Genomic DNA, 23867 nt, shown 5'->3' with positions numbered 1-23867 from the left:
ACGGTCCTAAGGTAGCGAAATTCCTTGTCGGGTAAGTTCCGACCTGCACGAATGGCGTAACGACTTCCCCGCTGTCTCCAGCATAGACTCAGTGAAATTGAATTCCCCGTGAAGATGCGGGGTTCCTGCGGTTAGACGGAAAGACCCCGTGCACCTTTACTATAGCTTTACATTGGCATTCGTAGTGGCATGTGTAGGATAGGTGGTAGGCTTTGAAGCCAGGGCGCCAGCCTTGGTGGAGCCACCCTTGAAATACCACCCTTATTACTATGGATGTCTAACCGCGGCCCGTTATCCGGGTCCGGGACAATGTATGGTGGGTAGTTTGACTGGGGCGGTCGCCTCCTAAAGAGTAACGGAGGCGCGCGATGGTGGGCTCAGAACGGTCGGAAATCGTTCGCTGAGTGCAATGGCATAAGCCTGCCTGACTGCGAGACTGACAAGTCGAGCAGAGACGAAAGTCGGTCATAGTGATCCGGTGGTCCCGCGTGGAAGGGCCATCGCTCAACGGATAAAAGGTACGCCGGGGATAACAGGCTGATGACCCCCAAGAGTCCATATCGACGGGGTTGTTTGGCACCTCGATGTCGACTCATCGCATCCTGGGGCTGGAGCAGGTCCCAAGGGTATGGCTGTTCGCCATTTAAAGCGGTACGTGAGTTGGGTTCAGAACGTCGTGAGACAGTTCGGTCCCTATCTGCCGTGGGTGTAGGAATATTGAAAGGATCTGTCCCTAGTACGAGAGGACCGGGATGGACGGATCTCTGGTGGACCTGTTGTGGCGCCAGCCGCATAGCAGGGTAGCTATATCCGGACGGGATAACCGCTGAAGGCATCTAAGCGGGAAACCCACCTTGAAACGAGTATTCCCTGAGAACCGTGGAAGACGACCACGTTGATAGGCCGGGTGTGGAAGAGCGGCAACGCTTGAAGCTTACCGGTACTAATAGTTCGATCGGCTTGATCGTTCTCATTCCTAATGTTCATCAAACCAGCGCTCACGCATGAGCGGCCCTTACAGGGCCTATGCTCCGCGGGGGCGCCGGAAAACCGGCGACGCGCAGTCGCGCTTGCGGGCCTTGCCCGGAAGAAACTGCAGTCGCCAGGCACAAAACAGCTTCTCGAATAACGTGCGTTTTGCCGACCTGGTGGTTATGGCGGAGCGGCTGCACCCGATCCCATTCCGAACTCGGCCGTGAAACGCTCCAGCGCTGATGGTACTTCGTCTCAAGACGCGGGAGAGTAGGTCGCTGCCAGGTCTGCCAAACGCACGTTAAATCTTCTCCTTACGATACGGCCCGCCAACGGGATCACGGGCCGCGAAAGCGGCCCTTTCATTTGGCGGATCGGTGGATTTTATGTAGGCAAATGCTTACATAAACTCGGTTGACGCGGGATGGAGCAGCCCGGTAGCTCGTCAGGCTCATAACCTGAAGGTCGTAGGTTCAAATCCTACTCCCGCAACCAAATCAAAAACCCGGCGATCAGCCGGGTTTTTTGCGTTCAGGGCGTGCCAACGCTGCCGGCAGCAGGCAAACGGCCGCCGCGAGGCCCCAAGCCGGCCCCGTCACATCCTACGCAGACTGACAGCAGGCTGATGGTCCCAGCTTCAAATCGTTCGTCGGCTTCAATCGACAGGCAATGGTCGAGCGAGCGGCTCCGCCGACCGCTCCTCACCCATAAATCAATCGTGTGTTTCTCCGTCGTAGACAGTAGCCTGCATTGAAGGTCGCTGCAGGAATGCGCGGTACCATTTCGAAAGCCGAGGCCTTCCTGTCTCGAAATCCGGCAGTTTGCGGAATGCCAGCCAGTCGAGAGCGGTGGCGATTGCGATATGTCCGATATGGAGCGGCTCATCGAGCACGCCATCCCGCTCGAGATAATCGTAGGATTCGACCAGCTTCGTTGTCATGCCTTCGGCTAAGGGCGGGTAGCGCAAATGTTCCGGCCGCCGTGTCGTTTCCCAGCGCAGCGCGATACCCGCTTCGCATAGTCCCTGGGCGATCGCCTGCATACGCAAGGCGACCCAGCGCCTCGGTCCGTCGGCGGGTATCAGCTGGCGCTGCCCGGCGAGCGTGTTCAGATAGTCGCAGATCACGACCGAATCGAAGATTGCCTCGCTGTCCTCCAGTACGAGAACCGGAACCTTGCCCAACGGGTTGACGGCAAAGACCGCATCGTTGCGATTGGTCGGACTGGTTTCATGGTGGATGACACGCAGCCGCCCGGCAAGACCGGCTTCATGGGCAAAGACCAGGACCTTGCGCGCGTAAGGGGAGTGGGTCTGATAAAGAAGATCCATCGTTGGCCCAATTTCGTGTTTGAACAGACTGGTGCGGGCGCGGACGGCCATCTGCCGGTTTCTGCCGGCAAAATTTCATGGCGCTCGCTTCCATCGCATTGGCGCAATGATAGTGCTTCGACGCAGAGTAAGCGGCTACATTTCTAGAGCCCGGGCGAGCGAAACTTGCGCTGGAAGCTGGCCGCCCGCGTTTCTGTTTCTTGCTGGCAAAAAAGCGGTCGCGCCTTACGCGATGACGAGTTGGGGCGGCATGTGCAGATAGCGCGCGGCCTTGCGCTTGGCTGCTATATCCTTCCAGACGAGTTCGACCTGATCGGCATCCAAGCCTATAGCCTGGGCGACTTCGGCCGCGGGCACCTGATGGTCGAGACCATAGAGGCAAAGATCCATCTTGTCGTAAGGCAGGACGAAATAGAACTCCTCCTGCGTCTGCGGCAGGGAATAGGTGTCGGTGGTCGGCGGCCGGGCGCGTATCTCGGCCGGAACGCCGAGATATTCGGCGAGCCGGTAGACCTGTGTCTTGTAAAGATGCGCGATCGGCTTGATGTCGGCGGCGCCGTCGCCATTCTTGACGAAGAAGCCCTGGTCGTATTCCAAGAGGTTCGGGGTGCCGAGCACCGCATAGTTCAGCCGGTCGGCGTGGTAATATTCGAGCTGCTTGCGCGTGCGCTGCTTCATATTGGTCGCCGCGACGATGCCGAGATAGACCTCCACCGGCAGGCGCAGCTTGCGTTCGGTGCCGTCGGGCGCCCGCACGACCAGAGACGACAGATTGTAGCCGCCGGTGGTCAGTCCATTGTCGAACACGACTTTGGAGGCCCAGCCCGGGCCGTAATTCGGCTCCACTTCGCGGATGAAGGCATCGCGACGCGCATAACAGCCCATGGCGCTCAGCATCGGCGCCATGTCCTCGACGGTGCGATCGATGCCGAATGTATCGGCCACCTGGGAGCCAAGCCGCAGGCTCTCCGGGTCAGAATCGCTTTCCGGCATCAGCACGGCAAAGACGTTCGAAGCTCCAAGCGCCCTCGCGGCAAGGCCGGCGCAGACGCTGGAATCGATGCCGCCCGACAGGCCGATGACAAGACCGCGTCGGCGCATACCCTTGCGTAGGCTTTCACGCATTGCCTTGGCGATACGTTCCGTTTCGGCTGCCGGATCGAAGTCGAGAACGGCTGCGGAGAAGTGCTTGGTCACTCAGGTAGGCCCTCGCTGGCGGTCGGCATCGTCGCGGCGAGACGCCGGCTAAGCTTTCCGGTTTCGGTCTTTGGCAGTTCGACGACGAATTCGACGGATTTGGGAACCATGTAGTCCTCGAGAAGGCTAGCGCAGTGGCGCAACACGTCGCGTTCGCTGATCGAACCGGGTTCGGCCGGCACGACCAGTGCCTTGATCGCCTGGCCTAGAACGGGGTCCGGAACCCCGACAACAAGCGCTTCGACGATACCCGGCAAGGTATGAAGGACCGCTTCGACTTCCTTGGGCGATACTTTTTCGCCGCGCGATTTGATGATGTCGTCGCGTCGGGACACAAAGGTCAGGAACCCTTGCGCATCGGCGGTGAAGAGGTCGCCGGTGTGAAGCCTCAGGCCTCCGGTCTCCGGGTCGGGGCGCAAAGCTGCGGCTGTCGCCTGCGGCGCCTCCCAATAACCTTGCATGACGTTCGGTCCGCTGATCACCAACTCACCGACAGCGCCGGGTGCGGTTCGCCTGCCGGTGTCATCGACCACATAGGCCTTTGCTCCGGGGATGGCGATCCCCACGGAACCTGGCCGTTGTTCCAACTGACTAGGTGGCAGGAAAGAAGCGCGAATGCATTCCGTCTGGCCGTACATCGAATAAAAGCGCGCGTCGGGCAGAATTGTCCTTAGCCGGTGAATATGATCGACCGGCAGCGGAGCCGCCGCGCTGGTCACATAACGCAGGCTCGAAAACAATACAGGATCAAGCTCGCGCATCTGCAGCATCATCGCGACCATCGACGGCACCAGCGGGAAACCGGTTGCGCGTTCTGCCTGCAGGCGTTCAAAAACCGCGTAAGGGAACGCGAAGGATTTTTCGAGGACAAGCGTTCCGCCGCAGACAACAGCCGTCATCAATTGCGTCAGGCCATAACCGAACGACAGCGGCAATACGCTGAGGATGACGTCGTCTTGCGTGTTTTCCAGATAGGAAACGATCGAGCCAGTTGCGGCGTCGAGATTGACATGCGTCATCATCACACCCTTGGGCTCGCCAGTGGAGCCCGAGGTGTAGAGGATTGCTGCTAGATCCTTGTCCGCTCGATGCTCGCTCCCGTCAGGCAACGGTTCGGCAAGCAGGCAGTCAGACAGCGGGGTCGCGTCTGGCAGAGCCGCGTGCGGCGTCGTCAGCACGATGTGCGCGGAGTTGACGATGAGTGGCGTAGATTCCGCCACGACGGGAGCCAGTCGCCCCTGTGCCAGAATGACGGAGGCCCGGCAATGATTGGCGACGAAGGCAATGCGGGCGGCCTTTGCCGTCGGATGGACAGGCACGAGTACGGCGCCTGCCGTCCATATCGCGAAAGCCGCGATCACGGCCTCCTGGCTGTTGTCCATGAACACGATGACGCGGTCGCCCTTGCAGACGTGCGCGGCGTGGAGCGACGACGCCAGGCGACGCGCCGACTGCCAGAGTTCGGCGTAGCTCAGCCTGCTGTCGTTGCAAACAAGCGCCGTATGCTGGCCTCGATCAGCCGATCTTGCGTGAAGATGCTCTTCGAGGCGCATTGCAATCCCGCCGCCTAGCTTGCCTGCTTTCGGCCGACATAGCCGACGATGCGGGCGACGGAATCGAGGTTGGCCGGTACGATTTCCCGGTCTTCGACCTTCATTTCGAACCGCTTCTCGATGAAGCCGACCAGTTCGAGAATGCCGGTCGAATCGACAAGATCGTTGTCGATCAGGGACATTTCGTCCGGAAGCGGCTGGCTTTCGTCGCCGAACAGGAAGTTCTCGAAGATGAAGGCCCGTATCGTTGCCTTGATGTCGTCCGCCATGTTCTTGGTTCCGCTGTTATCTGCTCGTCTTAGCGTGTGAGAAATGTATCCAACCAGAGTTGGGTCGAGACAATCCCGATAAAGGCCGTGTCGTCGCGAAAACTGCTCGCTCCCTGGCGAAGCATCTTGCTCTTCAGTTTTTCCACGGCCGGGGCATTGAACAGGCCGCCTTTTCCAACCGTCTTTTCCGACAGAAGGTCCTCCAGATAGTCCGGCGGCGCTGCGGCGAAGGCCTGGCTGTCGGGCGCGCGATAAGGTTGCTTCGGTCTCTCGATGATCGGCTCCGGCACCAGGCCTTTCGCGGCCTGTTTGAGAATATGCTTCTCCCTGAGGCCATGCAGCTTCATGTCCGGGGGCAGGGCGGCAGCAAAGTCGATGAGGCGCGGGTCGAGGAAAGGAAAACGGCCTTCAACGCCGTTCGCCATCATCATACGATCGCCCTGCGCGGAAAGGATATATCCCGGCAGCAGGAAGCTGGTCTCGAGATATTGCGCCTGGTGCAACGGATGCCAGCGCGGGAAGTCCGCCGGCAGCATTGCCGCCAGTTCCGCCGTTGCATCATAGGTGCCGAGCTGTTCCTTGAGGCTGGTGGAAAAGAAGAGCTTGGCCGATCCGGTGGAGCGAAAGCGCGGTCGGTGCGAATAGAGCGGATCATCGATCTTGTCGTCGCCGGCGCCGAAGAACTTCGCCAGATATTCCGGCGATTGCCGCTTCAAGCCTGGCAAATAGGGATAGAGGCGCTGGAACAGCAACGGACGCAGACGCGACTGCGGTTGCCTGCCGCAGAAACGGCGCAGCTTTGCCTCGCGGAAAATATCATAGCCGGCAAACAGTTCATCGGCGCCCTCGCCAGTCAGCACGGTCTTCAGACCGTGGTCATGCACCAGTGCCGACAATTTTCCCAATGGCGCCGGCGCCGTGCGCAGGATCGGCCGCTCGACATGCCTGACCACGTCCGGGAACAGGCGTCCAATATCGTTGGCGGTGCAACGAACCGCATGGTGTTCAACGCCGAGCGTCGCCGCCATCATCGCCTGCCAGCGGCTTTCGTCGTGCTCCTGGGTATCGAAGCCGAGCGAGAATGTCCTGAGATTGCCGGGCACGGCGCGTGCGGCCAGCGCCGAAATCAGGGAGGAATCCAGTCCGCCCGACAAATAGGAGCCGACAGGCACGTCGGCTCGAAGGCGAATGCGCGTGGCGTCGTCGAGCAGTGCCCGCAGTTCTTCGACGGCATCCGGCTTGTGCTGGACATCGCCCGCGTCAGGGAAACTCTGCCGCCACCAGGGGCGTATTTCCGTTCGGCCGCGCTCGATCAGCATCAGATGGCCGGGCGGCAATTCGGAAATGCCGCGGAAGATCGTTCGTGGTGCCAATGGCGTCCACAGGGTGAAGATCTGATCCAGCGCGTACGGATCGAGCTCTGCCGCGATGCCGGGTACGGTGAGAAGCGCCTTGATCTCGGAAGCGAAGAACAAGGTGTCGCCGCGCTTGGCATGGAAGAGCGGGCGAACACCCATGCGGTCGCGCGCCAGCACCATGCGCCGGAGTTTCGTATCCCAGAGCGCGAAGGCGAAATCGCCGTTGAGCTCGTGCAGGCAGTCGAGCCCCATTTCGTCGTAGAGGTGCAGGATCACCTCGGTATCCGATTGGGTGCGGAAGCGCCGCCCGCCGGCGATCAGCCGGGCGCGCAATTCGACATAGTTGAAGATCTCGCCATTGTAGGAAATGACCAGATTGTCGGACCCGTCCAGCATCGGCTGATGGCCGTCCGCCAGGCCGACGATCGACAGGCGGCGATGCGTCAATCCGATGTCGCGGTCGGTATAAATGCCGCTGTCGTCCGGGCCCCGATGCGCCAGGGCGTCGGCCATGCCGGACAGAAGCGGCACCGCGTCCGCCGGCGCCACGCCATCACCGAAATAGCCCGCTATACCGCACATGGAACCGCCGTCATGCGAAACGATCGCCGATCAGGCGTGTCCAGCCTTCGCCGGCAAGCCCGTTGATGAAGGCGCGTCCGCCATTGAACGCGTCGACCAGTTCCGGATGCCGCGAGTGGACGATGGTGGAGGCCGCGTGAACGAAAGCGATCTTGCGCCCCATCATGGCCGTCAGGAGCTGAGGCTGGGCACGGCCACGCAGCGCAGCCATGTCGCGGGAATCGGCGTGGCGCAGCATGCGGTCGATGACGATCGCCTCGCGGCCGGGAAGCGACATGATCTGCACGACCCTGCCGATACGACCCTTGTCGCCGTAGTAGAGGAACAGGCCGACGGGCGCGCCTGTGCGGGAACGGACGACACGCAGAACCCGCTCGCCATGCAGCGCCTTGTCGCGTGCCTGCGCCAGCATGTAGCGCAGGCGGTCGGCGTTCCAGTTTGGACGCAGCGCGAACTGGCGCAGGAAACCTGGAATGAGTTCCGCCGCCTCATCTTCGCTCGCATCGGCATCGCTAAAAGAGTCGGCGCGGCTGGCCAGCGGCACATAGCCGGCCCAACTGGCCTTGCCACGGCGCGCCAGCGCATCGAAAGGGCGCATCAGCGGGGAAACGAGCCGAGCCACCGGCAATTGCTCGCCGGCGAGTTCCGAAACGAAGGATGCCGGCCGCAGGATGCGCAGCCATTCAAGGCTGTAGGCCGGCAGGATGTTTCCGTCCACCGTCTGCCAGAGCGCGGTGGAAAGATCGTTGGAGGTCTCGGTGAAGGAAAGATCCTGAGGGCCGGAAAGCACGTCTCTCAACAGCCGGGCGCCGGCGAAGGGGTCGTCACCATGCGCGTCGACCATGAACGTTCCGCAGACGGCGGCACGCAGCGGTTTGCCCGCATGTTCCATGGCAAGCGGAAAGACACCCAGGAACCCGCTGACGGTGCCATCGTCGCGCACATGCACCTTCGAAGCCAGTTCCGGATCGTAGTTGGGGCCTTCCAGGAAGAGTGTCCTGAGATAATCGGCGAGCGCGTTTGGCTCCACGCCGTTCCGGCGCAACAGGCGCTGGAACAGCGAGGCAACAGCCGGCAGATCCTGGGCCGTGACCGGCCTGATCTCAGGCATGATGCTTGCCTCGGCCAATCTTGAACACGTCTACGCTTCCACTCTCGAACGCCGTTTGGGCACGAGCGGGTGATAGCAGGCACATCTAACCAAATTATTGGTGATATGGGGGTTCCGGCTGTCCAAGGCATGCTGATGCAAAGCTTGGCGAATGGATGCTTAACGCCGGAAGCGTTTCGCCGGACAGGGCCGGTTAGCCCCTATGACATCGAACCGGAATTGCCGTGAACAGGGGTCGTTCGGCCGACCGGCATCTGTTTGCACGGGCCGGCCTTGCAGATCGGGCCTTTGGCGGGTTCTATTCGAAGAAGACGCTGATCGTGCCGTAAGCACCGAAATCGGCGACGATGGTGTCGCCATGGCGTGCCTCCACCGGGCGGACGAAGGAACCGGAGAGAACGACCTCGCCGGCGGCGATCTCCATTCCATAGGCATGAAGGCGGTTGGCCAGCCAGACGATGCCCATGGCCGGATGGTTCAGCACGCCGGCGCCCAGGCCGGTTTCCTCCACCTCGGCATTGCGCGAGACGATGGCGCCGATCCAGCGCATGTCGGCCTCCTGCGGGCGGATCGGCCTTCCACCCAGCACGATGCCGGCATTGGCGGCATTGTCGGAAATGGTATCGAAGAAGGTACGGACCTTGCCGGTCTCCTTGTTGACGCGCTCGATGCGCGTATCGAGGATTTCGAGCGCCGGCGTGATGTAGTCGGTGGCGTTCAACACATCGAAGATGGTGGCGTTCGGGCCGCGCAGCGGCGCCTTCATGACGAAGGCGATCTCGGCCTCGATGCGCGGCTGGATGAAGCGATTGGCCGGTACCGTGCCGCCGTCGGCGAAGAACATGTCGTCGAAGAGAATGCCGGAATCCGGGATGTCGATGTTGAGCGCCGATTGCATGGCCTTGGAGGTCAGGCCGATCTTCCAGCCCTTCGCAATGGCGCCGGCATCGCGCTTCTTCTTCACCAGCGCCGCCTGCACCTTATAGGCGTCGTCCATCGTCGCCTTCGGGAAATCGAGGCTGAGCAGGCGGATCTGGCGCCGGTTGCGCTCGGCCGCGAACAGGCGCTGCGCGGCATCCTCGATTTCGGCGGGGGTCATGGTCGTCGCGCTCACTCGTCAACAACTCCGTTGCGCAGGATGCCGATGCCGTCGGCCTCGACTTCGATCACGTCGCCCGGCTTCAGCCAGATCGGCGGATCGAAACGGGCGCCGGCGCCGGTCGGCGTGCCGGTGACGATGACATCGCCGGGCACCAGCGTCGTGAAGGTCGAAATATAGGCGATGATCTTGCGAAAGGAGAAGATCATGCGGCTGGTGCGATCGCTCTGGCGGACCTCGCCATTGACGCGGGTCTGCAGCTTGATGTCGGCGATCTGCGCCTCGCCGGTGAAGGGCACGAGCCAGGGGCCGATCGAGCCGGTGCGGTCGAAGTTCTTGCCCTGGGTGACGTTGAACTTGGCGTGTCTCACCCAGTCGCGAATGGTGCCTTCGTTGCACAGCGAAAGTGCCGCGATATGGTCGAGCGCGGCGGCTTCAGAAATGCGGCGGCCGCCCTTGCCGATGACGATGACGATTTCGCCCTCATAGTCGAGCTGCGGCGATTCCGGTGGCCGCACCAGATTGGCGCCGTGGCCGACGAAGGAACGCGGAAAGCGGATGAACAGCGAAGGGTTCGAAGGTGCGGCCTGGCCGTCCTTGTACTCCTCGTTGCGGTCGGGAAAATTGACGCCGACGCAGATGATTTTCTCCGGCATTGGTACCGGGATTTCATAGGCGATGTCGGACAGGCCGAAATCGACCGGCAATCCCGCTGCTTCTTCCGCCAGCCGCCGCAGGGCGCCGGCCTCGATGACCTCCCGCAGGGTCGGCCATTGGCCGCCATGGCGACCGGAAAGATCGATGGCGCCGGTATCGGTGATGGCGCCGTAGCGTGTCTTGCCGCCGGCGGTGAAGGTGGCGATGCGTGCCAATGCGCTCATGCCCGGTTCCTCGTGGATATCAGTATCGGCCGCAGGCCGGTCACGGAGCGATGATGGGCGAAGCGGCGAGATCGGGCTCGCGCGGCTCGACGCCGGCGAAAACGCTGCCTTCCTCGAACCAGGAACGTGGTGCCGGCGCGCCCCACAGCGTCTGTCGCTGCGGGTCCTTCAAATCCCATTTGATCGGCTCGAGATCCGGGTCGACCGTCTGGTAGTCCGAGCAATAGATCTCGATACGGTGGTTGTCGGGGTCGCGGACGTAGAGGAAAAAGGCATTGGAAATGCCATGCCGGCCCGGGCCGCGCTCGATATTGGCCAGCCAGCCGGTGGTGGCCATCAGGTCGAGCAGGTCGATGATGTTGAGCGGCGTCGGCACCCAGAAGGCGACGTGGTGCAGGCGCGGGCCGCGACCGTTGGTGAAGGCGATGTCGTGCACGCCGCCCTTGCGATGCGTCCAGGCCGCCCACAATTTGCCGGTCTCGGCATCTTCCGTGTATTCGGTCACGCGGAAGCCGAGCTCGTTGTAGAAGGCCACCGATTCATCGACATTCGGCGAATAGCAGTTGAAGTGGTCGATGCGCAGCGGCTTCACACCCTTGTAGAGCGCGTATTTCTGGTGGATCGGCGGCAGGCGGTCCATCTTGGAATAGAATTCGAGCGGAATGCCGTGCGGATCGCGTGTGCGGAAAGTGCGTGACTGGTATGGGCGCTCGACCCATTCCACCGGCAGGCCCTTGCCCTTGAAGAAGTGTTCCGCCTTGTCGAGGTCTTCCTCGCTATAAAGCTTGAAGCCGAGGTCGCGGGCCTCCGCCTTGTCGGCCCTCCTCAAAACGATGCAGTGATGGCCGCGCTCTTCCAGCGCGCGCAGGTAGATTGCGTCCTTGCTTTCGTCGGTCACCTGCAGGCCGAGCGTATCGACATAGAACGCGCGCGATTTCGCCAGATCCGTGACTGCGAGTTCGACATGGCTCAGCCGCACGATGTTGAAGGCGGGATAGAGATTGGGTTGCGGCAAAGACATCAGGTTCCTCCTCATATGTCGCGGCGCGGTTTTCACCGCGCTGCACGGCGTCAGCCGCCAAGCTTCTGGATGGCGTGCGGCTTGGTCGCGAAAGCGATGTTCTTGGTTTCCATGTAGAAATCGAACGACCAGTCGCCGCCGTCGCGGCCGATGCCGGAATTCTTCACACCGCCGAACGGCGTCGGCAAGTGACGCACATTTTCCGAATTCACCCAAATCATGCCGGCTTCCAGCGCTTCGGTGAAGCGGAAGGCGCGCGTCACATCCGACGTCCACAGATAGCCGGTGAGACCGTACTGCGTGTCGTTGGCGATCTCCAGCGCCTCCGCCTCGTCCTTGAACGGGATGGCGGTCAGCACCGGTCCGAAAACCTCCTCGCGTGCAATGCGCATGGTGTTGTTGGCGCCGGTGAAGAGGGTGGGGGCAACATAACAACCGCCACCCGGGCCATCGAACTTGGTGCCGCCGGCGGCGACGGTGACGCCCTCCGACTTGGCGATCTCGATATAGGACAGCACCTTCTTTTCGTGCACCGGATGGATCAGCGGGCCGACCACGGTCTCGGGATCGAGCGGGTGGCCAATCTTGATGCGTTTCGCCTTCTCGGCAACGAGGGCCGTGAACTTGTCGTGGATCGAGGCCTCGACCAGCAGGCGCGAGGACGACGTGCAGCGCTCGCCATTCAGCGAATAGATCATGAAGACGGCGGCGTCGGCGGCGCGTTCGAGATCGGCATCGGCGAAGACGACGACAGGGTTCTTGCCGCCCAGTTCGAAATGCACGCGTTTCAGCGTATCGGCGCCCTGCTTCATGATCATGGAGCCGGTGCGGCTTTCGCCGACGAAGCCGATCGCCTTGATGTCGGGATGCTCGGTCAGCGCCTTGCCGGCTTCCTCGCCGAGGCCATTGACGAGGTTCCAGACGCCCTTGGGCAGCCCTGCTTCCTCGGCGATCTCGACCAGCAACCGCGCGCTCAGCGGCGAGAATTCGGCCGGCTTGTGGACGATCGTGCAGCCGGCGGCGAGCGCCGGCGCGATCTTCCATGTCGACAGCATGAAGGGCGTATTCCAGGGGGTGATGATACCCACCGGGCCGATCGGCACGCGCGTGGTCATGTTGACCTGGCCGGGGCCTTGTATGGTGTTGCCGTCGCGCGCCTGCGGGGCGCGGTCGGCATAGAAGCGGAAGTTCTCGGCGCCGCGCAGTGCCGCCTTGGCCATGAATTTCAGCGACTGGCCGGTGTCCATGCACTCGACGAAGGCGATTTCCTCGGCGCGCGCCACGATGGCGTCGGCGATCTTGTGCAGGAGTTTCTTGCGCGCATCGCCGGATAGCGCGGCCCATTCGCGGAAAGCGGCCTTGGCTGCCTTGGCGGCGCGGTCGATGTCGGCCGCCTTGCCCTGCGCCACCTTGGCGAGCGGTTTCAGGTCGACAGGAGAAATCGTCTCGAAAGTCGCACCGTCGGCGGCCGGCACTGCCTCGCCGGCGATATGGTTCAGCACGCCGTCGCGCGTGAAGCGCTCAAGATAGCCGCTTGCCTTGCGCAGATTGTCGTCCAGTGCGCTCATGCCCTTGTCCTCGTCACTTGCCGCGCAGCCGCGGGTGGATGGCGTTCTTTTTCCAGCTCAGCTCAGCGTCGATCTCGCGGATTTCCAGCGACAAAGCGAAATGCGGGGTCGCAAAAAGCTCGGCCAGCCGTGCCGAGACGGCGGCAAAGATCGCCTCGCCGGCGCTTTTCTTTTCCTCCGCGCTGCGGCCCTTGCCGATGCGCAGGTTCATGTCGATGAAGCCGTTTTGCGGCAGTCGGTCGGCGATCGCATAGGATTGCGCCCGGAAAGCGCGAACGCGAATGGCGCCGATCTCGAACAATCCTGTTTCCAGCATCGTGTCGGCCACGAGCGCGCAAAGGCCGTCCATGTCGACGGCCGCGTCGAGGTTTGCTGAGTATTCGATGGCCATGTGAGGCAAGGCGTTCCTCCACCGGACAGCCGGCTCTTTGTAATTAACATGTGAATTACATCTTGACGAATGAAAGTCAAGCGCTGTTGAATGGCGTCGCTGTCTGTATGGTGCGGGATTGCCGGTTGCGGCAAAATCGCGGATATAGCGCGATAGCCGGCTTGCGGACTGCCTGCGCCGGCTGTGAGACAAACCGGGATTCGAGCGGAGATTTGCTTTTGCTGCCGCCTTCCACACGACGCTCCTTGCCCATGGCGCTGTTGCGCGCCCGCGAAGTCATCATGGCGCATTTCCGGCCCATGCTTGCCCGGCACGATATTACCGAGCAGCAATGGCGCGTGCTGCGGGTGTTGGCGGAGGCGGGGCCGCTTGAGGCGACCGAACTCGCCAACCGCGCCTCGATCCTGCCGCCCAGCCTCACGCGCATCATCAAGGCGCTGGAAGAACGCCGGCTGATGACACGCAACAAGGTCAAGGACGACGGCAGGCGCGCGCTCCTGGCGATCACCGGCAGCGGTGTGGCGCTGATCGAGGATTTGGCGCCTGAACGCGTCGCCATCTACGACGCCATCGAGAAACGTTTCGGCGGCGAGGAGCACGAGAAGCTGCTCGATATGCTGGAAAGCCTGATCCAGTCGGAGAGCAGCGAAAACTGAGCTTTCCCCGTCGGCTGGGAAGGCCGGTGAGGCGCGCACGCCGTCCGGCCCTGCGCTGTCGCTTCGGGCGTTCGTCGCTCGACAAGCCAAGCAATTGGCTTGTCGTCGGCCGGCGGCCGACCGCTTCTCACCCACCAAAACTGCCAAGCGCTGCTGGCTGGGTGTAGTTGCGGTCGACATAGAGCAGAGCCGCCTCGCCGCTGCCGTGACGGATGTCGATCACGCGGCCGAACATGACATTGTGCGTGCCGACCTTGTTCACGCCGTCGATCTCGCAATCGAAGGATACAATGGCATCGAGCAATGCCGGCATTCCGGAAGGCATGGTTTGCCAGCTTGCCGCCTGGTAACGCTCGCCCATGTCGCGGATGGCGCCGGCGAATTTGCCGGCGAGATGTGTATGCGCCTGCGTCAGCACATTGACGCAGAAGCGTCGGTTGTCGAGGAACATTCCCGTCTGCGCCGACCGCTCGTTCATGCAGACGAGCAAGGTGGGCGGATCGTCGGAAACGCTGCACATGGCGGTCGCGGTAAAGCCGCCGCGTCCCGCCGGCCCGTCCGTGGTGATGATGTTGACGGGTGCGCACACACGCGCCATCGCGTCGCGAAACTCGAGCCTGGAGACCTGGGGCTGCATGGCCGGGCCTCATCTTTCGCCGTCGGAGAATGGCGGCAGCCAGGTGTTTCCGGTCCAGCCTTTCTCGTCATAGTCGGCCATGCAGGTGTCGACCAGTTCTTCCATCGCCCTCAGCCGGCCGCCGCGTTCGGCCCCTTTCAACACCTGCAGCCGCACCTCTTCCTGCGCGCCGGCGTAGTTCAGCTCGTAGAGCGCGTGGCGGCCACCGAACTCGGTGCCCGTCGCGTCCCACAACAGCTTCATGATCTTGATGCGCTCGATATGGCCCATGTCGTTGGAACCACGCACATATTGCGCCAGATAGCGGTCGATCTCGGGGTTGTCGAAATCCTTGGCGGATGAAGGCAGATAGATCAGCCCGGATGCGACGACCTTGCGCACCGTCTCGATGACGCGCGGATAGGCCTCCGACATGAAGGTGCGGTAGGCGAGCGCCGCCTCCATGTTCGGCAGCACGGCGCCGCCCGCCCAGGGGATCGGGTTGTAGGCCATCGCGTTGGAGAAACTCCAGAACATGTGCCGCAGCGCGATGACTTCGCCAAGTGCGGCCTGGTTGCCGCGGAAGGCGTCGCCGCCGGTGGCACGCAGCGCCTTGGCGAGCAGGCCGGCGAGAAAATCGAGTTTCACGGCAAAGCGCGTGCAGCCCTGGAAACAGTAGCCATGCATGAAGCCGGAGGCCGGGTGGAAGGAGAGTATCTTCTGCGCGTCGCGCAGAACCAGAACGTCCTCCCAGGGAATGAAGACGTTGTCGAGGACCAAGATGGCGTCGTTCTCGTCGAAGCGGGACGACAGCGGATAATCGAAGGGGTGACCGACCGTGTTTCCGGTCTGCTCATAGGAAACGCGGCAGAACATTTTTACGCCCGGCGCATTCATCGGCACGATGAACATCACCGACAGCGACGGGTCCTCCGTGACCGTGGCGGAACTCTGCGCCAGGAAATTATAGTGGGTCAGCGCCGACGAGGTCGCCACCACCTTGGCGCCCGAAACCCAGATACCGGCATCGGTTTCCTTGGTGATGTGGACGAACACGTCCTTCACCTGCTCGGCCGGCTTGTGGCGGTCGATCGGCGGATTGACGATGGCGTGGTTCATGAACAGCACGGCTTCCTGCGCGCGTTTGTGCCAGCTGCGCGCATTGTCCTTGAACGGACCGTACCATTCCGCATTGGCGCCGAGCGTGTTCATGAGCGCCGCCTTGTAGTCGGCGGTGCGGCCCATCCAGCCATAGGTCATGCGGGCCCAATGGGCGATCGCGTCCTGCTGTTCGACGAGATCGGCCGGCGAGTGGGCGACGCGGAAATATTTGTGGGTGTAGCCGCCCGAGCCGGTGTCGGTCGGCGATGTGAGTGTGCGCTGCTGGGCGGGATCGTGCAGGGCATCGTAGAGCCGGGCGAGCGAGCGGGCAGAGTTGCGCATCGCCGGATGCGTGGTCACGTCGGCGATACGCTCGCCATTGATATAGACCTCGCGGCCGTCGCGCAGGCTTTCCAGATATTCGGCACCCGTGAAAGGCCGTGTCTTGTCGGCCCGGTAATCTTCCGCTCGCATGTAGTCCTCCCTGAATGTGACGAGAGTAGCCGTGCGCGCGACGATGGTTTATGGATAAAAGCCGAAAACCGCTTGGACTTTTTCGGGCGAAATGAGCCACGCATTCATTCCGGAATTTTTTGTCTATGGCGAACCGACGCATGCTCTCGACGTCGGCTTCTTCCATGTCGAAACCGTCCGGGCGCGCGAAGGGGTGCATCACGGCCGGGTGCAGCCGCACAAGCATCCGCAGCTGGGCCAGATCACCTACTGGACGAGCGGGCGCGGCACCTACCGGATCGAAGACGAGATATGGAGCTTTTCCGCTCCAACCGTGAGTTTCGTGCCGAGTGGCGTCGTTCATGGCTTCGAGATCGAGCCTGGCACGGATGCCGTCGTCATATCGATGGCTGACGACGCCCTGGCCATGCTCGCCGAACACACGCTGCTGCCTTTGGATACGCCGGTGCTGATCTGCGGTCGCGGCGAAGAGGTGCGCTGGCGGAGACTGCGAGACGCAATCCAGGCCGTTCAGACCGAATATGTCGAAGCCTTGCCCGGCATGGACAAAATTCTGCCGCCGCTGGTCGCGGTGGCGTTGTCCGGCATCGCGCGGCTCGGCACCGAACCGCAGCCGATCGAGCTGCCAGCCGTGGCGGCGCTCGCTGCGAAATTGCGCCGGCTGATCGATCGCAGCTTCCGGGAAGACTGGCCCGTGGAGCGCTATGTGGAGGCGCTCGGCACCACGCGGCATCTCCTCGACAAGGCTGCCCGGCAGGTCGTGGGCACGGGCGTGCGCCAGGCAATCAGCGAGCGGCGCCTGGTGGAAGCCAAGAGGCTGCTCGCTTTTACGGTCCGCTCGGTCGAGGACATCGCTTTCGAGGCCGGGTTCAACGATCCGGCCTACTTCTCGCGTTTCTTCCGCCATGCCACCGGTGTGTCGCCGGCGGCGTGGCGCAAAGGGCGCATGGGCGGCGGGTGATGCGCTAACTCAAGGTGCTGGAGCGCCGGCCTCAGGACGGCTGTCCGGCGTCTCGATAAACACGTGCCCGAAATTTTTCTTCGCGCCGTTTGTCCACGGCTGCGCCACCGGCGCGATAATTTGCTGCCCTTGAAGGAGCGGCGATGGACTGGGATGTTGCAATCGAGCGAAACCGGGAGGCGTTGAAGCGCATCCTCGCGATGCTTGTTGCGATGGTGGGACTGGCCGATGGCGAAACGACCCTGCCGCGCCGTTCCCACCGCGCCATTCTCGCTTTGCTGCGTCCGGTCGAGGCGGCCGCGCGCCGGCTGGTCATTGTGGTTGCGCGAGATTTGGTCGTGTCGCCGCGTCCGCGCAAGGTGAAGCCTCTACCCGACACGGTCTTCGTCCGGACCGGCAAAGGTACCGGCATCGTCCTGCCTTACGGCGTCAAGCCGTCGGCTATCCTGCCAAACCTTGTCTTGCGGCGTGCGGCGCCCCGCACGGTCGCCCTTCCGCTGCTCGATCCGCTGCCCAAATGGCCCGGTGGCCGCCACCGGCAGGTTGGCGGCGTGCCGCGTATCCTGGCACCCGGCTACAGCGAGCCGCGTTTCATCCCGGGTCGCTGTCGGCTTTCGCCCGATGACCGCATCGACGCGACGCGTCTCGCGCTCCGTCTCCAGGCGGTCGGACGCGCGCTGGACGATCTGCCGCGGGAGGCTCGGCGCTTCGCTCGCTGGCGCCGCCGCGCCGCCGCTGCGGGTGCGCAAAATCTGGAATCCGGCGCGGCGGGAAAGGTCCGTCGCGTCTGGCCGCTGCGCCCCGGTTGCCCGCCCGGCAGTTGCCGCGGCCCCGCGCACCAGGTCCACGAAGTTCTCGCCGATCTGCAATATTTCGCCTTCCGCGCACTGGAGCGGCGCGACAGTTCGTGACGGCGCGGATGTCCCGGGAACAGGAAGTCGAGGCGGTGCCGACAGGTGGCAGCGCCCCTTTTTCCATGCCTATCCGGCAGCACTCGCGGCGGTCAGGCCGGCATCCAGGCCTTCGGCGATCTTGGCGACATCGGCGGCGGTGATGACGAGCGGCGGCGACAGGATGATCATGTTGCCCGACACGCGCAGCATGACGCCGGCTTCGTAGGCGCCGTCGGCGACCTTGGCCATCGTCTTCTTGTCGACCGGCTTCTTGGAAGCACGATCGGACACCAGCTCCAGCGCAGCCATCAGGCCGGTGCCGCGCACATCGCCGACCAGCGCGTGCTTGGTCTTCAGCGCTTCCAGCGCCTTGCTAAGTTCGACGCCGCGCGCCGCCGCGTTCTCGTTGACGCCAAGGCGCTTGGTTTCGGCAAGGGCGGCAAGCCCGGCCGCGCAGCCGACAGGATGACCCGAATAGGTGTAGCCATGGCCGATGGCGCCGAAGCTGGTCTTGTCGGCCTCGAACACGTCGGCAACTTTCTGGCCGATGAGCGTGGCGCCGAGCGGGAAGTAGCCGCAGGTGATCGCCTTGGCGATGGTCATGAAGTCCGGTTTCACGTTCCACAGCCGCGAGCCCGACCAGGCGCCGGTGCGTCCGAAAGCCGTCACCACTTCGTCGGCGATCAGCAGGATATCGTGCCGGTCGCAGATCTCACGCACCAGCGGCATGAAGGTCTCCGGCGGCACGATGACGCCGCCCGCACCCAGCACCGGTTCCATGATGAAGGCAGCGATGGTGTCGGCGCCCTGGAAGGCAATCTCGTCCTCGATGGCGCGGGCGCAGAGTTTCGCCAGCCTGACCGGATCGGTTTCGTCATACGGGTTGCGATAGGCCCAGGGTGCCGGCGTGTGGAAGCAGCCCGGCAGCAGCGGCTCGTAGTTGCGGCGGAAATTGGCATTGCCATTGACCGAGGCGCCGCCAAAATGCGTGCCGTGATACCCTTTCTTCAATGCCAGGAACTTGGTGCGATCGCCCTGGCCACGGATCTTCCAGTGCTGGCGGGCAAGCCGCAGCGCCGTCTCGACGGAATCCGATCCGCCCGAGGTGAAGAAGGTGCGCACCATGCCTTCCGGCGCGAACCATTGCGACAATTCATAGGCCAGTTCGATCGACGGGCCGGTCGAGGTGCCACGGAAGCCGGAATAGTAGGGCAGGGCGTCAAGCTGGGCAGCGATCGCCTGCTTGATCGGGTCGCAATTGTAGCCAAGGTTGACGTTCCACAGGCCACCAACGGCGTCGAGCACGGTGCGGCCCTCGATGTCGGTCACATGCACGCCTTCGCCCTTCATGATCACCTTGGGCGGCGATGCCCGCATCTCGGCGGGATGAGCCATCGGGTGCCAGATCGGCTTGGCGTTGTTCTCGGCGAAGAAATTGGTGTCGCGCATCTGAAGTCTCCGATTCTAAAGGGTGAGGCCGAAATGGCCGAGCGCTTCGGCATAAGATCGGGCCGGGCTGGCCACGTCGAAATGAACGGGGCGCATGCCGGCGACGACCGCGCCATCGACGTTGCGTTTCTGGTCGTCGACGAAAACGCAGGCACTGGTGGGCAGGCCAAGCGCTTCGGCGACTGATTGGTAGGCGCGAAGATCCGGTTTCAGGATCTTCGTATAGGTTGCGTCGACGATGGTCTCGAACAGCGACAGCAGCGGCAGCCGGCCGCGGAAATCGGCGCCGTAGAACAGGTCGAGTTCGTTGGAGAGAATGGCCAGCCTCACGCCGGCGGCATGGGCCTTGCGGATGGCGCGATCGGCTTCGGGCCGCACCACCGCTTCGGGATCGGCGCCGCGCGCGCGGCGCACGAAGGTTTCCATCGTGTCCCATTCCTCGCCGACGAGTTGGCCAACCTCGCGCGTGCGGGTCTTCCAATAGTCGCGTTCGCTGATCTCGTCCGCCTGCATCGAGCGCCAGAGCGGATCGGAGGCGAGATCGAACGGCCCCTGCCAGGTGAGCGTGCCGGACCGGAGGCCGAGCGCCCGCTCCGTGAGTTCGTGTGTCTCGAACAGTGTCCTCGTGACGACGCCACCGAAATCGAGCACCAGCGCCTGCGGGCGCATGGCGGTCACGACGCCTGCCTCTGGCTCAGGCCGGGAGCGATGATGCCCTCGGCTACCCAGCGGTCGAAGATGGCGAGCGCCGTGCTGGCAAATTCCGGATCGTTGATATGGCCCTGGATTTCATGAAGCTCGACCGGCGCGGATACGGCATGGCGCATCTCGTCGGTGAAGGCTGCCAGCGCTTCGGGTTCATGCAGCGGCTCGCCGTCGCGGTCCCATTGCTGGATGCCGCCGGCCGGCAGGATGAAGGCGACCGGCGCTGTCGCCGTCGCGAGCTTTGCGCCGATAGCCCGGGCGATCGCCCGTCTTGCCTCGCCGCCGGACGTTACCGATGCCAGCAGCCGGTTGTGCGCGTGATAGGGCCGTTCGGCGAGCGTGTCTGGCACCGGCTTCCACGCCGGAAAATCGATCATGTCGATGGCGCCGGGCGCAACGATCTGCGGGATGGCCGCGCGGCCGGCGTTCTCCAGCCGGTCGACCCCGGACGACACGACGCTGTCGCTCAGATGGTTGGCCACTTCCTGCAGGCTGAAATCGAGGACCGCGACGAACTGCTTGCCAGCGGCGAGCGATTCCATGGCACGGCCGCCCATGCCGGTGGTGTGGAAGATGACGGTTTCGTAGCCGCGCTTCTCGAGTTCGGGCCGCAATGTCTTCATGTAGGAGAGGCAGGTTGTGCCGAGCGACGAGATTGCCACCGTCGGCAGGCCCTTGCGTGGTCTTTCGCTGGCGAGAGCGGCGCCGACCACCGCGCCCGAAGCCTGTGACAGCACGGCCTTGCAGGTGTCGTTCAGCCCGTAGAGGCCACCGGCCCACAGGATCATCATCAGGTCGGGAGCAACCCGCTCTGGCGGGATGAGGTGAGAGAAGGCGATGGTCGAGACGATGAATTTCGGAACGCCGATCGGCAGGGCAAGCGCGATGTCGAGGGCGAGGTCCGTGCCCATCGTGCCGCCGATGGCGATGAACCCGTCGATTTCACCGCTGTCGTTCAAGTTGCGCGCTAGGGTCGAAGCCCCTCTTGCCATCAGCTCCATGGCGCTGTTTTCGTCGCCCGACTGCGCGATTGCCTCGATCGTGGTGCCGATGGCCGCGGCCACGGCATGCTTGTCGTATTCGGGCCGGTAGGGCGGGTCGCCGAGCACACTGACATCGAGCATGACGGGATCGCCACCGGCCGCGCGAATGCGTGAGGCCATGTATTGCAGTTCGTCCGCCTTCGTGTCGCCTGTTCCGCACAGAAGGATCTTCGGGGGTCGCTTGGAGGTCATTCGTTCCGCTCTGGTTGTTCTTATTCGTTGGCCGCTTTGGCCCGGCGCCCGGTCAGGCGTTCGCTGATTTCGGCCGCGGCCCGCATCACGGCGAGACCAAGGGTTTCGACATCGCCGGGCTGAACGCGGGTGCGCGGCGCGGCAATCGCGATGGCGCCGATGGCGAGGCCACGCGCGCCGAGGATGGGGGCGGCGACGCTGGTGACGCCGTCCTCGTAACCCTGCGCGCCGATCGAATAGCCGCGTGCCCGCGCTGCCGTGATCAGGTCGCGAACCGAAGCCGCATCGGTCACCGTGTGCGGCGTGTAGCTCTCGAGCTCGCCCGACAGAGCGGCGGCCACGGTCTTCGCTTGTGAGAAAGCCAGGAAGGCAATGCCGGAAGCCGTGGCGTGCAGTGGCAGGATTTCGCCAAGCGGCACCGCGATGCGGTTGGCCTTGGGCGATTCGACCACATAGATCGAAACCAGGCCCCGGCTCGAATGTTCCGAGAAGTGAACGGTTTCGCCTGTCCTGGCGGCCAGTTCCTCGGCGATCGGCGTCGCCGTGCGCAGGAACGGGAATTGTGTTTCGCGCAGCAGCGCCAGGCGAGCGATGCCGACGCCGAGCCGGTAGAGCCGGCTTTCGGCATCCTGCTCCACCAATCCCTGCTCGATGAGGGCGACAAGCAGGCGCCGTGTCGTCGCCTTGTCGAACCCAGCCACGCGGGCGAGGTCGGCAAGGGCGCGCTCCGGCTCGCCTCTCCCCAACACATCGAGCAATGCCACGGCCTTGGCCACTGTGCTCATTGCGTGCCTGCTCCTCCAACAGATACTTAACGCGCGAATTAACTTGACAGGTAGCACGCGACTTTGCAAGTCTATTATCGAAATGCCGTTTTGAATAATGAAACGAAATAAAGCCGCCTCGGCGCTCCGGCATTTCCGAGAAGTTGTCACCCGCTTGGCGGGAATGGAGGAGGAACCTATGACGACTGCAGTGGAGACCGGTGAAGTAAACCGGCTGAGGAAGAACAGTCTCGGCGTCGGCGCCGTGACATTTCTAGTAGTTTCCGCCGCCGCGCCGCTCACCGCGGTTGCCGGTGGCGTGCCGCTTTCGATGATGATGGGCAATGGCGCCGGCATTCCCGGCACCTTCCTGATCGTCACCGCCGTACTGCTCATCTTCGCGGTGGGTTATGTCGCCATGGCCCGCCATGTCGCCAATGCCGGTGCCTTCTACGCCTACACGGCCAAAGGCCTGGGCGGTGCGCTCGGCGGCGCCGCGGCGCTCATCGCCATCCTCAGCTACAACGCCATGCAGATCGGCGTCTTCGGCATGTTCGGCGCGGCGACCGCCGGCCTGTTCGCCGGCTGGGGCATCAACCTGCCCTGGTGGGTCTGGTGTTTTATCGGCGTCGGGCTCGTCGGCATACTCGGCTATCGCCGGGTCGATCTGTCGGCCAAGATCCTGACGGTGCTGGTCCTGCTCGAATATCTGGTCGTGCTTGTGGTTGACCTCGCGATCCTGTTCAAGGGCGGCGATGCCGGGCTCAGCATGGCCTCGTTCACGCCGACCCAGGTCCTCAGCGGCGCACCGGCCATCGGCCTCCTGTTCTGCTTCGCTGCCTTCATCGGCGTCGAGGCGACGACCATCTATTCCGAGGAAGCGCGCGAGCCGCACCGCACCGTTCCGCGCGCCACCTACATCTCCATCCTCGTCATCGGCCTCTTCTACATGTTCACCAGCTGGCTGATGGTGAATGGCGAAGGCGTCGACAAGCTGGTGCCGTCGCTGAAGGCGCTCAGCGATCCGACCACCTTCCTGTTCGGCCTTTCGGACCGTTACGTCGGCTCCGGGCTGACCCAGTTGATGAGCATCCTGTTCGTGTCGAGCCTGTTTGCCGGGGTCGTCGCCTTCCACAACGGCGTCGCCCGCTATTTCTATGTCGCCGGCCGCGAGAAGCTGTTGCCGGAAAGCCTCGGCGTCACCCATCCGCTGTTCAAGAGCCCGCATGTCGGCTCGCTGATCCAGACGGCACTGGCCTTCGCGGTTATCGCCCTGTTCGCCGCGACCGGTCAGGATCCCGTGCTCGCGCTGTTTTCCTGGCTCACCAATGTCGGCACGCTTGGCGTGATTACGCTGATGGCGCTGACCTCGTTCTCGGTCTTCGCCTTCTTCGGCCGCAATCCTTCGCTGGAGGGCAATGTGTTCAAGGCAAAGGTTGCGCCGATCGTTGCCGGCCTGGTGCTTGCCTACATCATCGTCCAGATCGTGCTCAACTTCGGCAACCTGTCGGGCGCTTCCGGCACGCTCTCCTGGTTCCTGCCGTCGCTGGTGCTGATCGCCGCCGTGATCGGCATTGCCCTGGCATTGTCGCTGAAAAGCAAGGATCCGGCAGCGTTCGCCCAGCTTGGCAATGAGGTGAAGGATTAACGGGCATTCGGAGAGGCGGCGATACGCTGCCTC

Annotated in this window: 21 protein-coding genes, 1 tRNA gene and 2 rRNA genes (1 of these 24 running past the window's edge); 7 read left to right on the top strand and 17 right to left on the bottom strand. The window is 63.1% G+C overall.

Annotated elements, in window-relative coordinates; genetic code table 11:
• The 3 genes from QFZ88_RS10365 to QFZ88_RS10355 all read left to right on the top strand — a co-directional run.
• Nucleotides 1-968: ribosomal RNA gene (locus QFZ88_RS10365) — 23S ribosomal RNA — on the top strand (it extends 1831 nt beyond the left edge of the window).
• Between the two features lie 176 nt (nt 969-1144).
• A 5S ribosomal RNA gene (rrf, locus tag QFZ88_RS10360) occupies nt 1145-1259 on the top strand.
• 131 nt (nt 1260-1390) lie between these two features.
• Nucleotides 1391-1467, top strand: a tRNA-Met gene (locus tag QFZ88_RS10355).
• A gap of 217 nt (nt 1468-1684) precedes the next feature.
• Here QFZ88_RS10355 and QFZ88_RS10350 read toward each other — a convergent pair.
• The 11 genes from QFZ88_RS10350 to QFZ88_RS10300 all read right to left on the bottom strand — a co-directional run bounded on the left by QFZ88_RS10350 (nt 1685) and on the right by QFZ88_RS10300 (nt 13341).
• Nucleotides 1685-2302 carry a glutathione S-transferase family protein gene (locus QFZ88_RS10350; protein WP_024926400.1) on the bottom strand — a complete coding sequence of 206 codons (618 nt, stop codon included), beginning with the start codon at nt 2300-2302 and terminating at the stop codon, nt 1685-1687.
• Nucleotides 2303-2527: 225 nt separating this feature from the next.
• Nucleotides 2528-3499, bottom strand: coding sequence for an NAD(+) synthase (gene nadE, locus QFZ88_RS10345; protein ID WP_024926399.1), 972 nt, complete (start codon nt 3497-3499; stop codon nt 2528-2530).
• Nucleotides 3496-5052: a class I adenylate-forming enzyme family protein gene (locus QFZ88_RS10340; RefSeq protein WP_024926398.1), complete on the bottom strand. Its 1557-nt coding sequence runs from the start codon at nt 5050-5052 to the stop codon at nt 3496-3498. Before QFZ88_RS10340 ends, nadE begins: the two co-directional genes overlap by 4 nt.
• A gap of 14 nt (nt 5053-5066) precedes the next feature.
• A complete protein-coding gene (locus QFZ88_RS10335; protein ID WP_024926397.1) occupies nt 5067-5321 on the bottom strand; it encodes an acyl carrier protein in 255 nt (84 codons plus the stop codon).
• A gap of 29 nt (nt 5322-5350) precedes the next feature.
• The gene (gene asnB, locus QFZ88_RS10330; RefSeq protein WP_024926396.1) at nt 5351-7261 is read right to left on the bottom strand and encodes an asparagine synthase (glutamine-hydrolyzing); all 1911 of its coding nucleotides are present in this window, start codon (nt 7259-7261) and stop codon (nt 5351-5353) included.
• Nucleotides 7262-7271: 10 nt separating this feature from the next.
• A complete protein-coding gene (locus QFZ88_RS10325; protein ID WP_024926395.1) occupies nt 7272-8372 on the bottom strand; it encodes a hypothetical protein in 1101 nt (366 codons plus the stop codon).
• A gap of 298 nt (nt 8373-8670) precedes the next feature.
• Nucleotides 8671-9471 carry a 2-oxo-hept-4-ene-1,7-dioate hydratase gene (gene hpaH, locus QFZ88_RS10320; RefSeq protein WP_024926394.1) on the bottom strand — a complete coding sequence of 267 codons (801 nt, stop codon included), beginning with the start codon at nt 9469-9471 and terminating at the stop codon, nt 8671-8673.
• 11 nt (nt 9472-9482) lie between these two features.
• Nucleotides 9483-10352 (bottom strand): fumarylacetoacetate hydrolase family protein, encoded by an 870-nt coding sequence (locus tag QFZ88_RS10315; protein ID WP_036255315.1) that lies wholly within the window; start codon nt 10350-10352, stop codon nt 9483-9485.
• A gap of 40 nt (nt 10353-10392) precedes the next feature.
• Complete coding sequence (gene hpaD / locus QFZ88_RS10310; protein ID WP_024926392.1) at nt 10393-11373, bottom strand: 3,4-dihydroxyphenylacetate 2,3-dioxygenase; 981 nt, start codon at nt 11371-11373, stop codon at nt 10393-10395.
• Between the two features lie 50 nt (nt 11374-11423).
• Entirely contained in the window at nt 11424-12941 is a 1518-nt protein-coding gene (hpaE, locus tag QFZ88_RS10305; protein ID WP_024926391.1) for a 5-carboxymethyl-2-hydroxymuconate semialdehyde dehydrogenase, read from the bottom strand.
• A gap of 13 nt (nt 12942-12954) precedes the next feature.
• Nucleotides 12955-13341: a 5-carboxymethyl-2-hydroxymuconate Delta-isomerase gene (locus QFZ88_RS10300; protein WP_024926390.1), complete on the bottom strand. Its 387-nt coding sequence runs from the start codon at nt 13339-13341 to the stop codon at nt 12955-12957.
• A gap of 242 nt (nt 13342-13583) precedes the next feature.
• On the opposite strand from QFZ88_RS10300, the gene hpaR reads away from it, so the two are divergent.
• Complete coding sequence (gene hpaR, locus QFZ88_RS10295) at nt 13584-13988, top strand: homoprotocatechuate degradation operon regulator HpaR (RefSeq protein WP_244431274.1); 405 nt, start codon at nt 13584-13586, stop codon at nt 13986-13988.
• A gap of 127 nt (nt 13989-14115) precedes the next feature.
• Here hpaR and QFZ88_RS10290 read toward each other — a convergent pair whose 3' ends face one another.
• Nucleotides 14116-14625: a flavin reductase gene (locus QFZ88_RS10290; protein ID WP_024926388.1), complete on the bottom strand. Its 510-nt coding sequence runs from the start codon at nt 14623-14625 to the stop codon at nt 14116-14118.
• Between the two features lie 9 nt (nt 14626-14634).
• The gene (locus QFZ88_RS10285) at nt 14635-16179 is read right to left on the bottom strand and encodes a 4-hydroxyphenylacetate 3-hydroxylase N-terminal domain-containing protein (RefSeq protein ID WP_024926387.1); all 1545 of its coding nucleotides are present in this window, start codon (nt 16177-16179) and stop codon (nt 14635-14637) included.
• Nucleotides 16180-16270: 91 nt separating this feature from the next.
• On the opposite strand from QFZ88_RS10285, the gene QFZ88_RS10280 reads away from it, so the two are divergent.
• Both QFZ88_RS10280 and QFZ88_RS10275 read left to right on the top strand, forming a co-directional pair.
• Entirely contained in the window at nt 16271-17140 is an 870-nt protein-coding gene (locus tag QFZ88_RS10280) for a helix-turn-helix domain-containing protein (RefSeq protein ID WP_024926386.1), read from the top strand.
• 143 nt (nt 17141-17283) lie between these two features.
• A complete protein-coding gene (locus tag QFZ88_RS10275; protein WP_024926385.1) occupies nt 17284-18051 on the top strand; it encodes a hypothetical protein in 768 nt (255 codons plus the stop codon).
• Nucleotides 18052-18120: 69 nt separating this feature from the next.
• Here the strand turns inward: QFZ88_RS10275 and QFZ88_RS10270 are convergent, their stop codons facing one another.
• From QFZ88_RS10270 to QFZ88_RS10255, 4 genes are read right to left on the bottom strand one after another with little or no spacing between them, the layout of a single operon-like run.
• Nucleotides 18121-19482, bottom strand: a complete 1362-nt coding sequence (locus tag QFZ88_RS10270) for an aminotransferase class III-fold pyridoxal phosphate-dependent enzyme (RefSeq protein WP_024926384.1) — start codon at nt 19480-19482, stop codon at nt 18121-18123.
• A 15-nt stretch (nt 19483-19497) separates the two neighbouring features.
• Complete coding sequence (locus QFZ88_RS10265; RefSeq protein ID WP_171020936.1) at nt 19498-20151, bottom strand: HAD family hydrolase; 654 nt, start codon at nt 20149-20151, stop codon at nt 19498-19500.
• Nucleotides 20152-20156: 5 nt separating this feature from the next.
• Complete coding sequence (locus QFZ88_RS10260) at nt 20157-21422, bottom strand: Tm-1-like ATP-binding domain-containing protein (protein ID WP_024926382.1); 1266 nt, start codon at nt 21420-21422, stop codon at nt 20157-20159.
• A 20-nt stretch (nt 21423-21442) separates the two neighbouring features.
• Complete coding sequence (locus tag QFZ88_RS10255; protein WP_024926381.1) at nt 21443-22207, bottom strand: IclR family transcriptional regulator; 765 nt, start codon at nt 22205-22207, stop codon at nt 21443-21445.
• Between the two features lie 178 nt (nt 22208-22385).
• Between QFZ88_RS10255 and QFZ88_RS10250 the strand changes: the two genes are divergently transcribed.
• Nucleotides 22386-23834, top strand: a complete 1449-nt coding sequence (locus QFZ88_RS10250; protein ID WP_024926380.1) for an APC family permease — start codon at nt 22386-22388, stop codon at nt 23832-23834.
• The last annotated feature ends 33 nt before the right edge of the window (nt 23835-23867 follow it).

Origin of the sequence: Mesorhizobium sp. YL-MeA3-2017 (genome assembly GCF_030814575.1) — a bacterium.
Classification (GTDB): domain Bacteria; phylum Pseudomonadota; class Alphaproteobacteria; order Rhizobiales; family Rhizobiaceae; genus Mesorhizobium; species Mesorhizobium terrae.
This window is presented reverse-complemented; position numbering and strand designations above follow the sequence as displayed.

Excerpts from the sequence above, each read along its gene's own strand:
- hpaR (WP_244431274.1), top strand. The coding sequence starts at position 13,584 with ATGGCGCTGTTGCGCGCCCGCGAAGTCATCATGGCGCATTTCCGGCCC.
- QFZ88_RS10335 (WP_024926397.1), bottom strand. The coding sequence starts at position 5,321 with ATGGCGGACGACATCAAGGCAACGATACGGGCCTTCATCTTCGAGAAC.
- QFZ88_RS10275 (WP_024926385.1), top strand. The coding sequence starts at position 17,284 with ATGGACTGGGATGTTGCAATCGAGCGAAACCGGGAGGCGTTGAAGCGC.
- QFZ88_RS10325 (WP_024926395.1), bottom strand. The coding sequence starts at position 8,372 with ATGCCTGAGATCAGGCCGGTCACGGCCCAGGATCTGCCGGCTGTTGCC.
- QFZ88_RS10265 (WP_171020936.1), bottom strand. The coding sequence starts at position 20,151 with ATGCGCCCGCAGGCGCTGGTGCTCGATTTCGGTGGCGTCGTCACGAGG.
- QFZ88_RS10255 (WP_024926381.1), bottom strand. The coding sequence starts at position 22,207 with ATGAGCACAGTGGCCAAGGCCGTGGCATTGCTCGATGTGTTGGGGAGA.
- QFZ88_RS10290 (WP_024926388.1), bottom strand. The coding sequence starts at position 14,625 with ATGCAGCCCCAGGTCTCCAGGCTCGAGTTTCGCGACGCGATGGCGCGT.
- hpaD (WP_024926392.1), bottom strand. The coding sequence starts at position 11,373 with ATGTCTTTGCCGCAACCCAATCTCTATCCCGCCTTCAACATCGTGCGG.
- QFZ88_RS10280 (WP_024926386.1), top strand. The coding sequence starts at position 16,271 with ATGAGCCACGCATTCATTCCGGAATTTTTTGTCTATGGCGAACCGACG.
- QFZ88_RS10285 (WP_024926387.1), bottom strand. The coding sequence starts at position 16,179 with ATGCGAGCGGAAGATTACCGGGCCGACAAGACACGGCCTTTCACGGGT.
- QFZ88_RS10340 (WP_024926398.1), bottom strand. The coding sequence starts at position 5,052 with ATGCGCCTCGAAGAGCATCTTCACGCAAGATCGGCTGATCGAGGCCAG.
- hpaE (WP_024926391.1), bottom strand. The coding sequence starts at position 12,941 with ATGAGCGCACTGGACGACAATCTGCGCAAGGCAAGCGGCTATCTTGAG.
- QFZ88_RS10260 (WP_024926382.1), bottom strand. The coding sequence starts at position 21,422 with ATGACCTCCAAGCGACCCCCGAAGATCCTTCTGTGCGGAACAGGCGAC.
- hpaH (WP_024926394.1), bottom strand. The coding sequence starts at position 9,471 with ATGACCCCCGCCGAAATCGAGGATGCCGCGCAGCGCCTGTTCGCGGCC.
- QFZ88_RS10350 (WP_024926400.1), bottom strand. The coding sequence starts at position 2,302 with ATGGATCTTCTTTATCAGACCCACTCCCCTTACGCGCGCAAGGTCCTG.
- asnB (WP_024926396.1), bottom strand. The coding sequence starts at position 7,261 with ATGTGCGGTATAGCGGGCTATTTCGGTGATGGCGTGGCGCCGGCGGAC.
- QFZ88_RS10315 (WP_036255315.1), bottom strand. The coding sequence starts at position 10,352 with ATGAGCGCATTGGCACGCATCGCCACCTTCACCGCCGGCGGCAAGACA.
- QFZ88_RS10250 (WP_024926380.1), top strand. The coding sequence starts at position 22,386 with ATGACGACTGCAGTGGAGACCGGTGAAGTAAACCGGCTGAGGAAGAAC.
- QFZ88_RS10270 (WP_024926384.1), bottom strand. The coding sequence starts at position 19,482 with ATGCGCGACACCAATTTCTTCGCCGAGAACAACGCCAAGCCGATCTGG.